Origin of the sequence: Streptomyces sp. NBC_01217, from assembly GCF_035994185.1 — a bacterium.
Lineage (GTDB): Bacteria > Actinomycetota > Actinomycetes > Streptomycetales > Streptomycetaceae > Streptomyces.
This window is the reverse complement of record NZ_CP108538.1, coordinates 8,080,546-8,094,601: the sequence shown is the minus strand read 5'-3', so window position 1 is coordinate 8,094,601 and position 14,056 is coordinate 8,080,546. Positions and strand designations below refer to the sequence as shown.

The window sequence follows — 14,056 nt, the reverse complement described above, 5'->3', positions numbered from 1 at the left end:
CTCACCTGCGTTTCCGGTGGTCAGTGCGGTGCGCCGGACGCTGTCGGGGCGGTCCGGCGCACCTCGCCCCGGCGTGTGTACGGTCTGCTGCGACGCACTTACGCATGGTGCTGCCCAGGGGTCAGGGCATCAGGTGGTAGTCCGGGAAGTTTCCCGGCAGGCGCTCCCCCGCAGGGCCGTCCGTCACCGCCCTGACCAGCAGTTCGCCTCCCACGAAGGCACCCCGCCAGGACGCGCCGAAGCCGCCGAAGAGTTCGTCGCGGTCGCCTCGGGAGCGCGGTGTGCCGTGGCCCGTCTTGAACGCGCGGATCTGCGGGGCGAGCCGTGCGTACGTTGCCGGGTCGTCGGTCGAGAGCGTGGCGACCAGGGCACCGTTCGAGGCGTTCATCGCGGCCAGCAGTTCCGCCTCCGTGTCGACCAGGACGATCGTGTCCACCGGGCCGAAGGGTTCCGCGTGGTGGAGCGGGGAGGACGAGGGCGGGTTGAGGAGGGTGACCGCGTGGAGGTACGCGCTGGTGTCCTGACCCGGCAGGAAATGGGCGTCGGCCGCCGATCCACGGTGCAGCGGGACCGCGCCGCGGTCGATCGCCTCGGCCACCTGGTCGGACAGTTCCTTGGCCTTGGCCGCGTTGATCAGCGGACCGAAGTCCAGGGCGGGGAGCGGGTCGGCGGGGTCCGCGACCGCCAGTGGATGACCGATGCGCAGGGAGCGGACGGCCGGGAGGTAGGCCGAGAGGAACTGGTCGAAGGCGCTGCGCTGCACGACGAAGCGCGGGTAGGCGGTGCAGCGCTGCTTGCCGTAGTCGAAGAGCCTGGGGATCACGGCGGTCAGGGAGTCCCAGTCCGTGTGGTTCCAGATGCCCCAGGTGTTGAGCCCCTCCTGCTCCAGGATGTGCCGTTTGCCGAGGTCGGCGACTTCCGTGGCGATACGGGCGCCGGTGTCGCGGCCGCCCACGAAGGAGACGCAGCCGATCTCCGGTGAGCGGACGAGGGGTGCGGAGAGCTCGCTTCCGCTGCCGCTGACCAGGGTGAGCGGGATGCCTTCGCGGGCGGCGAGTGCGCAGGCCAGGGTGAGGCAGGCGACGCCTCCGTCGGTCGGGGTCTTGGCGATGACCGCGTTGCCGGCCAGGGCCTGCACGAGCATCGCGTGGACCAGGACGGACATGGGGTAGTTCCAGCTGGCGATGTTGGAGACCGGGCCGGAAAGCGGGTTGCGGGCCTCCAGCATCCGGTCGATGTTGCCGACGTACCAGCGCACGCCGTCGATGGCACGGTCGACGTCGGCCTGGGCGAGGCGCCAGGGTTTGCCGATCTCCCAGACCAGGAGGAGGGCGAGCAGCTCGCGGTGTTCGGCGAGTGCGTCGAGGGTGGCGGCGACCCGGGCGCGGCGCTCGGGGAGCGGAATGTGGCGCCAGGCGCGGTGCCGGTCGAGCGCGGCGCGTACCGCGTTCTGGGCGGTGGGGGCGTCGAGCCGGGGCGGGCCCGCGATGCGGCTGCCGTCCACGGGGCTGGTGGCGGGCAGGACGCGGCCGTCCTGCTGCCAGGTGGACGCCCAGAGGTTCAGGACATGGTCGTCGCGGAAGGCCTCGGGGGCGGTGGCGAGACAGCGGTGCCAGGCGTCGGCCCAGGCTGTGCCCGGTTTGAGGGTGAGGGGTGGGGCGAGGGTGTTCTTCGGGGCCATGTTGTTCTCCGCTCTCGGTGCACAGTCGGGGCGGGAGCTCGGGATGGCGTGCGGTGTGAAGGGGTGCGGGGGCCGTGCGGGGCGGGCCGTAACCGGAGGCTCCGCCCCAGGGCCCCCGCTCCTCAAGCGCCGGAGGGAGTGAAAGAGGGGGTCGGGGTCACCGGTCCAGGCGCTCGCGGACCAAGCGGGCCGTCTCCGTCGGGGTCGAGCCCACCGCGACTCCGGCCGCCTCCAGCGCGGCCTTCTTCGCCTCGGCCGTACCCGACGAGCCTGACACGATCGCGCCCGCGTGTCCCATTGTCTTGCCCTCGGGTGCAGTGAATCCCGCGATGTAGCCGATCACCGGCTTGGTGATGTGGCGCGCGATGTGCGCGGCGGCCCGTTCCTCCGCATCACCGCCGATCTCGCCGATGAGGACGATCAGTTCGGTGTCGGGGTCGGCCTCGAAGGCCGTGAGGCAGTCGATGTGCGTGGTGCCGATCACGGGGTCGCCGCCGATGCCCACGGCCGAGGAGAAACCGATGTCACGGAGCTCGTGCATCAGCTGGTAGGTGAGGGTCCCGGACTTGGAGACGAGTCCGATGCGGCCGGGGTCGGGGGCGATGTCGGCCGGGATAATGCCCGCGTTCGACTGACCGGGCGTGATCACTCCGGGGCAGTTGGGGCCGATGATGCGGGTGCCGCGGGCGCGGGCATGGGCGTGGAAGGCGACCGCGTCGTGGACCGGGATGCCTTCGGTGATGACCACCGCCAGGTCGATCCCGGCGTCGGCTGCTTCGATGACGGCCGCCTTGGCGAAGGGCGGCGGGACGAAGACGACCGTGACGTCCGCTCCGGTCGCGTCCATTCCTTCCCGTACGGAGCCGAAGACCGGCACCTGCGTACCGTCCACGTCGGCCGTGCGGCCGGCCTTGCGCGGGTTGACCCCGCCGACGATCCGGGTGCCCGCAGCCAGCATTCTGCGGGTGTGCTTCATGCCCTCGGCGCCTGTCATGCCTTGGACGAGTACCCTGCTCTCCTTGGTCAGATATATCGCCATGTCCGGTCTCCTCAGGCTGCGTCGGCGAGTTGGGCTGCTCGGCGCGCGGCGCCGTCCATCGTGGTGGCCTGCTCGACCAGGGGGTGCGGGTGTGCGTCGAGGATCGCGCGGCCCCTGGCCGCGTTGTTGCCGTCGAGACGGACGACGAGCGGTTTGGTCAGGCGTACGGACTCCAGCGCCTGGACGATGCCGTCGGCCACCGCGTCGCAGGCCGTGGTGCCTCCGAAGACATTGACGAAGACGGATCGCACTGCGGGGTCGGAGAGGATGACCGACAGGCCGTCGGCCATGACACCGGCCGAGGCGCCGCCGCCGATGTCGAGGAAGTTGGCGGGGCGGGCGCCGCAGCCGGCGACCACGTCGAGGGTGGACATGACCAGTCCGGCGCCGTTGCCGATGATGCCGACCTCGCCGTCGAGCTTGACGTAGTTGAGGCCCTTGGCAGCGGCGGCCGCCTCCAGCGGGTCGCCGTGTACGTCGTCGGCCTCGCTCCCCCAACGGGACCGGCGGAAGCCTGCGTTGTCGTCGAGGGTGACCTTTGCGTCGAGGGCGAGGATCTCCCCTCCGCCCGTACGGACCAGCGGGTTGACCTCGACCAGCAGGGCGTCCTCGCGGACGAGGACCTGCCACAACTGCTGGAGCACGGCGGCCGCTTCCGGGGGAAGCCCCGCCGCCTGCGCGATCCGGGCGGCCTCTGCCCGTGTGACTCCTTGCGCCGGGTCCACCGGGATGCGCGCCACCGCTTCCGGGCGGCTCGCCGCGACCTCCTCGATCTCCATGCCTCCCTCGGCGGAGGCGATGGCGAGGAACGTGCCCGCCGCACGGTCCAGCACGTAGCTCACATAGAACTCGGCCTGGATGTCGACGGGTTCGGCGATCATGACGGTGCGTACCGTGTGACCCTTGATGTCCATGCCGAGGATCTGACGTGCGGTCAGTCCGGCCGCCGACGGGTCGGCCGCGAGCTTCACCCCGCCCGCCTTGCCCCTGCCGCCGGTCTTGACCTGGGCCTTGACGACGACCCGGCCGCCGAGCCGCTCCGCCGCTTCCGCTGCCGCGCCCGCGCTGTCGACGACCTCGGCACGCGGTACCGCTATGCCGTGTTCTGCGAAGAGTTGCCGTGCCTGGTGCTCGTAGAGATCCATAGCCACTCCCGATCGTGCCGATTGTGAAAGTGCCGCACGCCCCCTGGACACCACCCACCGGATGCGGGATAACAAGGTTCATACAGTATTCGTCGACTGTATGCAATATACCGTGGGCATCGGAACAGCTCCCGCGCCCGCTACGAAGGGACGGGGATCGCCGCGCCTGAGGAAAGGCCCGTACAAGCAGCAGAGGAACCGTTGGCATGACCAAAGCTCTTGAGGGCGTGCGCGTCCTCGACATGACACACGTACAGTCCGGTCCCTCCGCCACCCAGCTGCTCGCCTGGCTCGGCGCCGACGTGGTGAAGCTCGAAGCGCCGAGCGGTGACATCACCCGCAGACAGCTGCGCGACCTGCCGGATGTCGACTCCCTCTACTTCACCATGCTCAACTGCAACAAACGGAGCATCACTCTCAACACGAAGAGCGAGCGCGGCAAGGAGATCCTCACCGAACTGATCCGCCGCTCCGATGTGATGGTGGAGAACTTCGGCCCCGGCGCCGTCGACCGGATGGGGTTCACCTGGGAGCGGATCCAGGAGATCAACCCCCGGATCGTGTACGCCTCCATCAAGGGGTTCGGCGCGGGCCCCTACACCGACTTCAAGGCCTACGAGGTGGTCGCCCAGGCCATGGGCGGTTCGATGTCCACCACCGGCTTCGAGGACGGTCCGCCGCTCGCGACCGGCGCGCAGATCGGCGACTCCGGAACCGGCATCCACGCGGTCGCGGGCATTCTGGCCGCGCTGTTCCAGCGCGAGAACACCGGGCGCGGGCAGCGCGTCAACGTCGCCATGCAGCATGCGGTGCTCAACCTGTGCCGGGTGAAACTCCGTGACCAGCAGAGGCTGACGCACGGTCCGTTGGCGGAGTACCCGAACGAGGACTTCGGCGACGAGGTGCCGCGCAGCGGCAATGCGAGCGGCGGCGGGCAACCCGGCTGGGCGGTGAGGTGTGCGCCCGGTGGGCCCAACGACTATGTGTACGTCATTGTGCAGCCGGTCGGCTGGCAGCCGCTCGCCTCTCTGATCGGGCGCCCGGAGTTGGTGGACGACCCCGAGTGGGCGACGCCCGAGGCCCGGCTGCCGAAGCTCGACAAGATGTTCCAGCTCATCGAGGAGTGGTCCTCGACGCTCCCCAAGTGGGAGGTGCTGGAGCGGCTGAACACGCACAACATCCCGTGCGGCCCGATCCTCTCCACCAAGGAGATCATCGAGGACGAGTCCCTGGTCGCCAACGAGATGGTCGTCCAGGTGGAGCACCCCGAGCGCGGCACGTTCACCACGGTCGGCTCCCCGCTGAAGCTCTCCGACTCCCCCGTGGATGTGGTGACTTCGCCGCTGCTCGGTGAGCACAACGAAGAGGTGTACGTCGGTGAGCTGGGCCTCGGCGACGAGGAGCTGCGACTGCTGAAGACGAACGGAGTCATCTGAGCATGGCCGAAACACAGGACCGCGAGACCGTACGGGCGCTGCTCGACTCCGTCCGTGCCGCCGGACGCAGTGCGCTCACCGCACCCGAGGGCAAGATCGTCGCCGATGCGTACGGGATCGCCGTGCCGGGCGAGGAGTTGGCGCAGAATGTCGACGAGGCGGTGGCCTTCGCGGACCGGCTCGGCGGGTCGGTCGTGCTGAAGATCGTCTCCCCCGATGTGCTGCACAAGACGGATGCCGGTGGTGTCGTCGTCGGTGTGGAGGGCGCCTTTGAGGTGCGGGCCGCGTTCCGTCGGATCATCGAGAACGTGCGGGCGTACGCGCCCGACGCCCGGATCGATGGTGTGCAGGTGCAGCAGACGAGGCGCAGTCGATGCTCGACTCGATCGGTGCGGCGGAGATCCTGCGCGGGGTACGCGGCGCGCCGCCGGTGGACCGGTGGGCGCTGGCCGAGCAGATCCGGCGGGTCTCCCAACTGGTCACGGATTTCCCGGAGATCGCGGAGGTCGACCTCAATCCGGTCATCGCCACGCCGGAGGGTGCGATCGCGGCCGACATCCGGGTCCTGCTGTCGACCGGGACCGTCCGGGCCCGGCGCACCTACGGCCGCGAGGAGATCCTCGCCTCGATGCGCCGGCTGATGGAGCCGCGCTCGGTCGCCGTGGTCGGTGCCTCCAACGAGCAGGGCAAGATCGGCAATTCGGTGATGCGCAATCTCATCGCCGGAGGTTTCTCCGGGGAGATCCATCCGGTGAATTCCCGGGCCGATGACATTCTGGGCCGCAAGGCGTACAGGAGTGTCACCGACGTTCCCGGTGAGGTGGATGTGGCGGTCTTCGCGATCCCCGCCGAGTTCGTGGCATCGGCGCTGGAGGAGGTGGGGCGCAAGGGGATTCCCAATGCGGTGCTCGTTGCGTCCGGGTTCGCCGAGACCGGTGAACAGGCGCTGCAGGACGAGATCGTGGCGATCGGCGAGCGGTACGGCGTAAGGCTGCTCGGGCCCAACATCTACGGCTACTACTCGACGTGGCAGGACCTCTGCGCCACCTTCTGCACACCTTACGACGTCAGGCGCGGGGTGGCGCTGACCTCCCAGTCCGGTGGCATCGGCATGGCGATCCTCGGCTTCGCCCGGTCGACGAAGACCGGTGTCTCCGCGATCGTGGGGCTCGGCAACAAGTCGGACATCGACGAGGACGATCTGTTGACCTGGTTCGGTGAGGACCCCCACACCCAGTGCATCGCCATGCATCTGGAGGACCTCAAGGACGGGCGCGCGTTCGTCGAGGCGGCGCGGGCGACCGTACCGAAGAAGCCGATCGTGGTGCTGAAGGCGGGCCGTACGAGTGCGGGCGCCAAGGCGGCCGGTTCGCACACGGGCGCGCTGGCGGGCGACGACGCGGTGTACGACGACATCCTGCGCCAGGCTGGAGTGATCAGGGCGCCGGGGCTGAACGAGATGCTGGAGTACGCGCGGGCGCTGCCGGTGCTTGCGACGCCGAAGGGCGACAACGTCGTCATCATCACGGGCGCCGGCGGTTCGGGAGTGCTGCTGTCGGACGCGATCGTCGACAACGGCCTTTCGCTGATGGAGATTCCGCCGGATCTGGACACGGCGTTCAGGGCGTTCATTCCGCCGTTCGGTGCGGCGGGCAACCCGATCGACATCACGGGCGGCGAGCCGCCGTCGACGTACGAGGCGACGATCCGCCTCGGCCTGGAGGACCCGCGCATCCACTCGCTGGTCCTGGGCTACTGGCACACGATCGTCACCCCGCCGCTGGCCTTCGCCGAGCTGACCGCCCGGGTGGTCCAGGAGTTCCGCGACCGCGGGATCTTCAAGCCCGTCGTGGCGTCGCTGGCCGGTGACACGAAGGTCGAGGAGGCCTGCGCGTATCTCTTCGAGCGCGGCGTCGTGGCCTATCCGTACACGACGGAGCGGCCGGTCGCCCTACTCGGCGCCAAGTACCGCTGGGCCCGCGCGGCGGGGCTGCTGGGCGGTGGTCGATGAACTGACCTCGCCGGGCGAACGAAAGGCATGGGACAGGGGGCGCTGGCCAGGAGCTTTCGACGCAAGGGGTGCTACTTCCACATGACAACCACCGACATCACAACAGCAGTCCCGTACAGAGAGGTCACGGACCGCAACGGCCGTACCTACCGGATCGGCCAGACCGACCGGGACATCATGGGACGACCACGCTGGACCATGGTGCTGTTCCCCTGGATCGGCATGATGGGCATCAGCTCCTCGGAGTACGCCTTCACGTCCGCCGAGGACACCCTGCACGAGGCACATCTGTGGAACAGCGGACACATCTTCTGGCTCATGGGGGTCTGGGTCTTCTTCCAGGCCGCCGTCGCCTTCCCTGCCGGGCAACTGCGCGAGAGCGGGCGGCTGCCCGCCCGGTACGCGATGATGCTGGGTGCTCTCGGCACCTTCCTCGGTTATCTCTCGCTCGCGTACGCCCCGAGTGTCTTCTGGGCGTATCTCGGCTTCGGCGCGTGCAGCGGCATCGGAGCCGGTCTTGTCTACGCGACCTGCGTGAACATGGTCGGCAAGTGGTACCCGGAGCGCAAGGGCGGCAAGACCGGCATGGTCAACGGCGGTTTCGCCTACGGCTCGGTGCCGTTCGTCTTCCTCTTCACGTCGTACATGGATCTGAGCAACTACCAGACCGTGCTGGTCATGGTCGGTGTGATCTGCTGCCTGGTCGTGGCCTTCGCGGGCTGGTTCTTCCGGGACCCGCCGAAGTACTGGTGGCCCGAACAGGTCGACCCGCTGACCGTGTCCGACGATCCGCGGATCAGGCGCGCGCTGGAGAAGAACCCGCCGGCGGTGAAGCAGTACACCCCGAGGCAGGCCGCGCGCACACCCGTGCTGTGGATGATGTGGTTCTGTCTGCTCTGCACGGCGGGAATCAACATCTTCGGCATCGCCTTCCAGGTGCCGTTCGGCAAGGACATGGGATTCGCGGGCGGGATCGTGGCCACCGCCATGTCCCTGAAGGCGATCGTGAACGGGACCGGGCGCGGAGTGATCGGCTGGATCTCCGACCGTTACGGGCGCCGCAACACACTGATCATCGTCTGCGTGGTGCTGGGCACCGCCCAGTTCGGAGTGCTGGTCTCCGGGTCCATGGGCAGCATGCCGTTCTTCCTGTTCTGTTCCATGGTCTCCGGCTTCGGCGGCGGCGCGATCTTCCCGCTGTTCGCGGCGATGACCGCGGACTACTTCGGGGAGAACAACAACGCCTCGAACTACGGGATGGTCTACAGCTCGAAGCTGATCTCCGGGCTGCTGGGCTCCGGTATGGGCGCCGTGGTGGTGGATGCCTGGGACTACAAGGGCGCGTTCGTCATCGCGGGATCGGTCGGGATCGCCTCGGCGGTGCTGGCCCTGTTCCTGAAGCAGCCGGGGCGCCCGGGAGGCAGGCGCCGTATCGAACCCAATCCGCATCCGACAGGTGAGGAGATGGCCTGAATGACCGCGGATCGAATCCCATAGGCCGTGCGGTACGTACGACAACGGGCCTCCCCGCGCGGTGTGCGGGGAGGCCCGTCGTGCGTGGGCCGTGCCGGCTAGCAGCCCTTCTGGCGCAGGGAGTGCAGATAGGCGGCCGAGCGGCGGGCCGTGGTGAAGGAGTCGACGATCGGCTGGTCGTGCTCCACCTGCCAGTGGTGGTCACGGCGGCCGCCGCGCGTCTTGGTGACGGCGCTCAGGAACTTCTTGTAGTCGATGTCGCCGTCCCCGACGTCCACCATGCGGTAGCCGTCGCGGACCGCGTCGTCGTGCTCGCCGTCCTTGACGTGGAAGAGCGGGTAGCGGTCGGGCTGCTTCAGTACGTAGTGCAGCGGGTCGAAGCTGTCGGCTGTGCCGTCCACCCGCTTGCTGAAGCGGAACTGACCGACGTACGCCCAGTAGATGTCCATCTCCAGGAAGACCAGGTCGGGGTCGGTCTCGGCGAGCAGCACATCGTAGAGGCGGACGTCGGGCCGGTCCGTGGCGAAGGAGAATTCTTCGGCGTGGTTGTGCTGGTAGAACTTCATGCCGCGCTTCCTGGCCGCGGCGCCGTAGGTGTTGAAGTCCTCGGCGGCCCGCTTCCAGGCGTCGACCGTCGACCCGTAGCGGAACGGTCCCGACGCGGTGCCGATGTGCTTGAGGCCGAGGGCCTGGGCGTCGTCGAGAACCTGGGTGAGGTTCTGCGCGAAGGTGTAGGCGTTGGGGTTGTTGTCGTCGGCGTAACCGACGTGGCTTCCTATGCCCTGGAGCCCGTGGTCGCGGGTGAGCCGCTTCAGCTGGGCCAGGGTGATGGCGCCGGCCGAACCCTGGGTGTACCCGGCGTACTCGACCTCGTCGTAGCCGTACGCCTCCAGTTCGGCGAAGACTTTGTCGAAGCCAAGGGTCGAGACCTTGTCGCGGAGGGTGTAGAGCTGGATTCCGAGGCGGCCTGGGGGCAGCAGGGGGCTGCCGTGCGGCTTGCTGTGGGCGGCGGCGGTCGGAGCCGCGGCGCCGACGAGAGCGGCGGCGGTGGCTCCGGCGGCGACGCCGAGCATGGAGCGCCTGCTCAGCCTGTGGGCGAGTTCGGCGTCGACGGGGGTGCGGCGGCTCATGGCGGAACTCCTTCTGAGGGTGGGACGTTGTCAGTGCAGTCCGGCAAGCTTGAGGAGCAGGGACTTCACATCGGTGGCCCGGACGGGGCCGGTGAACGCGTGGGGGGTGGAGCACAGGATGAGCGGACCTTCGTCCTCGCTCACGGGGAGGCGGCCGTGGCTGCCGCGAATAGGTGAGGGATCCAGCGGCACGACCGCCATGCGGTAGCGCATGCCGAGCTTCTTGCGGGCGACGGCCGCGGCGGCCTTGACCCGGACGTACGGGTCCTGCGGGTCCAGGAAGAGTTCGACGGGGTCGTAGCCGGGTTTGCGGTGGATCTCGACGAGCTGCGCGAAGTCGGGCGCGTGGGCGTCGTCGAGCCAGTAGTAGTACGTGAACCAGGCATCCGGGTCCGCGACGGCGACCAGTTCGCCGGAGCGCGGGTGGTCCAGGCCGTTGGCCTTCTTGCCCTCGTCGTCGAGGAGCTGCTCGATGCCGGGGAGGTCCTGGAGGGCTTCGCGGGTCGCTTCGAGGTCTTCGGGGCGGCGTACGTAGACGTGGGCGAGCTGGTGGTCGGCGACGGCGAAGGCGCGGGAGGCCATCGGGTCCAGGTACTCCATGCCGTCCTGGGTGTGGACCTCCAGGAGGCCGGCGCGGCGCAGGGCCCGGTTGATGTCGACGGGCCGGTCGACGCGGGTGATGCCGTATTCGGAGAGGGCTACGACGGTGCGGCCCTCGCGGCGCGCGTCGTCCAGGAGGGGTGCCACGGCCCGGTCGAGATCGGCCGCCGCCCTGTACGAGCGGGGGTCGTCGGGTCCGTAGCGCTGCAGGTCGTAGTCGAGATGCGGGAGGTAGCACAGGGCCAGGTCCGGGTGGCGGGTGTCCAGGATGTGCCGGGTCGCGTCGATGATCCACTGGGAGGAGACGAGGTCGGCTCCGGGACCCCAGAAGTGGAAGAGGGGGAACGTGCCAAGTTTCTGGGTGAGTTCGTCGTGCAGGGCAGGCGGCCGGGTGTAGCAGTCGGGTTCCTTGCGGCCGTCGGCGTAGTAGACGGGGCGCGGGGTGACCGTGATGTCGGTGTCGGCTCCCATCGCATACCACCAGCAGATGTTGGCGACGGTGTAGCCGGGGTGGGCGCGGCGAGCGGCGTCCCAGAGTTTGTCTCCGGCGACCAGACCGTTGTGCTGGCGCCAGAGCAGGACGTCGCCGAGCTCGCGGAAGTACCAGCCGTTGGCGACGATGCCGTGCTCGGCGGGGGTGGTGCCGGTGAGGAAGGTCGACTGGGCCGCGCAGGTGACGGCGGGGAGCACGGTGCCCAGGGGCGCGTGGGTGCCGGACTGCCCCAGGGCCTTGAGGTGCGGCATGTGGTCGAGGAGCTGTGGGGTGAGACCGACGACGTCGAGAACGAGGAGGGGGGTGGGTGAACCGGGTGTGCTGGGCGGGATGGATGTGCTGGTCTGCTCGGCTGCGGTCACGGGAGCTCCTTGAGGCCGAGGTCGACCAGGAGGTCGCGGGCGAGGGTGAGTTCGGCGGCGATGCCGTCGGCGAGCTGGGTGCGGGTGCGGGGTCGCAGTTCGGCCGGGAGCGCCTGCCAGGTGTAGGTCTCGACCTCCAGGTGCCTGGTGAGGGGCCGTGCGCCGCCGACCAGTCGGGTCAGCGCGGACCGGAGCACGGGAAGGGTGGAGGTGAGCGGTGGTGCGGGAGGTGCGTGCAGGGGGACGTGAAAGTGGGCGCGCCAAGGGGCGCCGTCGGGCAGGACCCGGCCGGTGACCGCCTCGTCGAGGTCGTCGGTGCCGCGCAGCCCGGCGGCGGTGCTGGTGCGGGTCTGGTGGAGGAAGCGGCGCTCGGCGAAGGCTGCCAGTGCGGTGCGTACCTCGGGGAGGTGGGGGTGTTCGGCGTGCAGTGCGGCGGAGAGCTGCGCCTTGGCGACCGGGATACCGGCTGCGTCGAGCGCGTCGACGGCGGTGTCGGGGTCCTCGAAGGAGGTGGCCAGATGGCAGGTGTCGATGCAGATGCCGATCCGCCGGTGTCCGACAGCGGTGAGCGGTGCGATGGCGTCGGCGGTGGTCTCGACGGTGCAGCCCGGCTCGGGTTCGAGGCCGATGCGGATGGACTTGCCGGTGAGCTCGGCCAGTGCGTCGAGGCGTTCGCCGAGGGTGGTGAGCGCGGTGTGCGCGCGACCGGCCGCCCCGGGGTCCGTGTCGTAGGGGGTGCGCCAGGCGATCGGGAGGGTGGAGATGGTTCCTTCGGTGACGTCGTCGGGGAGCAGGCCGGCCAGGAGCCGGGCGAGGTCGGTGGTGTGGCAGAGCCGCTCCGGGTCCGTCCAGTCCGGCTTGTACACCCGGTACTTGACCTCGTTCGCGCCGAATCCCTCGTACGGGAAGCCGTTGAGGGTGACGACCTCCAAGCCCCGGCGGTCCAGTTCGGCGCGCAGGGAGCGCAGCTGGGAGGGATCGTTGATCAGGCTGCGGGCGGCGTCCCTGGCGAGCCAGAGACCGATGCCGAGCCTGTCCCGGCCGAGCCGTTTGCGGACCGGTTCGCAGTGGTCGCGCAGCTGGGTGCGGACCCCGTCGAGTGTCTCGGCGGGGTGGACGTTGGTGCAGTACGAGAGGTGGACGGTGGAGCCGCAGGGATGGCGGAAGCGCATCGCCTCACTCCCCGCCGCGCAGGATGGAGTTGCCCTCGTGGAGTGGCTGCGGTGCTTCGATGTCGAGCTGGAGCCTGCCGCTCTGTCCGTAGAAGGCGACGGGGTTGCGCCAGAGGACCTGGTCGACGTCGTCGTCGCTGAATCCGGCGGCGAGCATGGCGTCGCCCACCTTGCGGGTCTTGAGCGGGTCGCTCCTGCCCCAGTCCGCGGCCGAGTTGACCAGAACCTTCTCGGTGCCGTGTGCCTTGAGGATCGCGATCATGCGGTCCTCGTCCATCTTGGTGTCGGGGTAGATGGAGAAGCCGGCCCAGCAGCCGCTGTCAGAGGCGTCCTTTACGGTCGTCTCATTGAGGTGATCGAGCAGGACCCGCTCCGGGGGGAGGTGGGATTCGCGGATGACGTCGATGGTGCGGTGCAGACCGGCGAGCTTGTCGCGGTGCGGGGTGTGGACGAGGGCGGGCAGGCCGTGGTCGGCGGCGAGCTGGAGCTGGGCGGCCAGGGCGGTGTCCTCGGCCGGGGTCATGGAGTCGTAGCCGATCTCGCCGACGGCGACGACGGAGTCCTTGACGAGATAGCGGGGCAGGGCGTCCAGGACGGGGGTGCAGCGGGGGTCGTTCGCCTCTTTGGGGTTGAGGGCGAGCGTGCAGTGATGGGCGATGCCGTACTGGGCGGCGCGGAAGGGTTCCCAGCCCAGCAGGGCGTCGAAGTAGTCGAAGAAGCTGGCGGGCGAGGTGCGGGGCTGGCCGAGCCAGAAGGAGGGTTCCACGAGGGCGCGGACGCCCGCGTCGTACATCGCCTGATAGTCGTCCGTGGTGCGGGAGGTCATATGGATGTGGGGGTCGAAGATGCGCATCAGGACTCCTCCGTGGGGGCGGCAGGGCCGGGAGTGGTGAGGTCGAGCACCCGGGTGAGATCGGCGGGCACACTGCGTCCCGCGGCGATGCGTTCGGCCGCGTAGTCGCCGAGCATGCGGGCGAGTTCCGCGTCGCCGCGCGAGCGCCGTGCCAGTTGGTCGACGGCAGCCACGGGAACGCCGGTGAAGAGGCATTTGAGGATGGCGTGGCGCCAGTTGTGCGCATCGAGATGGGCCGCGGCGTACGGGCCGACGGCCGCGGCGACCAGCCGGGTGTCATTGGTGCGCAGGGCGTCCTCGACGAGCGGAAGGGCGGTGGGGCCGAGGTCCAGCCGGTGCAGGGTCAGCAGGACGGCGCGTCGTTCGGCGGCGGTGCCCTGCTCGTACAGCCGGGTCAGGGCGGGCAGTGCGGCACGGGCCTCGATGAGCAGCAGGGCGCGTACGGAGTCGGCGTGTTCGAGTCCGCAGTACCGGCCTGCGGCGGCGTACCGCAGCTCCCACGGCGGTACGGCGTACGGGCCACCGGGCTGTTCGGTGTCCTCGCGGGAGGCGGCGTGTTCGGCCTCGGCGAGAGCCTCGTCGAGCCAGGCGCGCGCGGCTCCGCCGAGTTGTGTGTCGAGTTCTCTGCGGGTCAGCAGCGGGGTGGTCGTCGGGGTCATCG

General features: G+C 69.5%; 10 protein-coding genes and 1 pseudogene. 3 read left to right on the top strand and 8 right to left on the bottom strand.

Features of this window, described 5'->3' with window-relative positions; translation table 11 throughout:
- Nucleotides 1-121: 121 nt before the first annotated feature.
- From OG507_RS36140 to sucC, 3 genes are all read right to left on the bottom strand, one after another.
- Nucleotides 122-1,681, bottom strand: coding sequence for an aldehyde dehydrogenase family protein (locus OG507_RS36140; RefSeq protein ID WP_327371310.1), 1,560 nt, complete (start codon nt 1,679-1,681; stop codon nt 122-124).
- A gap of 157 nt (nt 1,682-1,838) precedes the next feature.
- The gene (gene sucD, locus OG507_RS36135; protein ID WP_327371309.1) at nt 1,839-2,720 is read right to left on the bottom strand and encodes a succinate--CoA ligase subunit alpha; all 882 of its coding nucleotides are present in this window, start codon (nt 2,718-2,720) and stop codon (nt 1,839-1,841) included.
- Nucleotides 2,721-2,731: 11 nt separating this feature from the next.
- On the bottom strand, nt 2,732-3,865 hold the full coding sequence (sucC, locus tag OG507_RS36130) for an ADP-forming succinate--CoA ligase subunit beta (protein ID WP_327371308.1): 1,134 nt from the start codon (nt 3,863-3,865) through the stop codon (nt 2,732-2,734).
- Nucleotides 3,866-4,071: 206 nt separating this feature from the next.
- On the opposite strand from sucC, the gene frc reads away from it, so the two are divergent.
- The 3 genes and pseudogenes from frc to OG507_RS36115 all read left to right on the top strand — a co-directional run bounded on the left by frc (nt 4,072) and on the right by OG507_RS36115 (nt 8,785).
- On the top strand, nt 4,072-5,301 hold the full coding sequence (gene frc, locus OG507_RS36125) for a formyl-CoA transferase (protein WP_327371307.1): 1,230 nt from the start codon (nt 4,072-4,074) through the stop codon (nt 5,299-5,301).
- Between the two features lie 2 nt (nt 5,302-5,303).
- Nucleotides 5,304-7,312: pseudogene (locus OG507_RS36120) on the top strand (acetate--CoA ligase family protein).
- Nucleotides 7,313-7,393: 81 nt separating this feature from the next.
- On the top strand, nt 7,394-8,785 hold the full coding sequence (locus OG507_RS36115; protein WP_327371305.1) for an OFA family MFS transporter: 1,392 nt from the start codon (nt 7,394-7,396) through the stop codon (nt 8,783-8,785).
- 98 nt (nt 8,786-8,883) lie between these two features.
- Here the strand turns inward: OG507_RS36115 and OG507_RS36110 are convergent, their stop codons facing one another.
- The 5 genes from OG507_RS36110 to OG507_RS36090 are packed head-to-tail and all read right to left on the bottom strand — an operon-like array spanning nt 8,884 to nt 14,054.
- The gene (locus tag OG507_RS36110) at nt 8,884-9,915 is read right to left on the bottom strand and encodes a sugar phosphate isomerase/epimerase family protein (protein WP_327371304.1); all 1,032 of its coding nucleotides are present in this window, start codon (nt 9,913-9,915) and stop codon (nt 8,884-8,886) included.
- A gap of 30 nt (nt 9,916-9,945) precedes the next feature.
- Nucleotides 9,946-11,370 (bottom strand): nucleotide pyrophosphatase/phosphodiesterase family protein, encoded by a 1,425-nt coding sequence (locus OG507_RS36105; RefSeq protein WP_327371303.1) that lies wholly within the window; start codon nt 11,368-11,370, stop codon nt 9,946-9,948.
- Entirely contained in the window at nt 11,367-12,542 is a 1,176-nt protein-coding gene (eboE, locus tag OG507_RS36100) for a metabolite traffic protein EboE (protein ID WP_327371302.1), read from the bottom strand. Before eboE ends, OG507_RS36105 begins: the two co-directional genes overlap by 4 nt.
- A 4-nt stretch (nt 12,543-12,546) precedes the next feature.
- Nucleotides 12,547-13,395 carry a TatD family hydrolase gene (locus tag OG507_RS36095; RefSeq protein WP_327371301.1) on the bottom strand — a complete coding sequence of 283 codons (849 nt, stop codon included), beginning with the start codon at nt 13,393-13,395 and terminating at the stop codon, nt 12,547-12,549.
- Nucleotides 13,395-14,054 (bottom strand): EboA domain-containing protein, encoded by a 660-nt coding sequence (locus tag OG507_RS36090; protein WP_442811129.1) that lies wholly within the window; start codon nt 14,052-14,054, stop codon nt 13,395-13,397. The genes OG507_RS36095 and OG507_RS36090 overlap by 1 nt, the downstream gene beginning before the upstream one ends.
- Nucleotides 14,055-14,056: the final 2 nt, after the last annotated feature.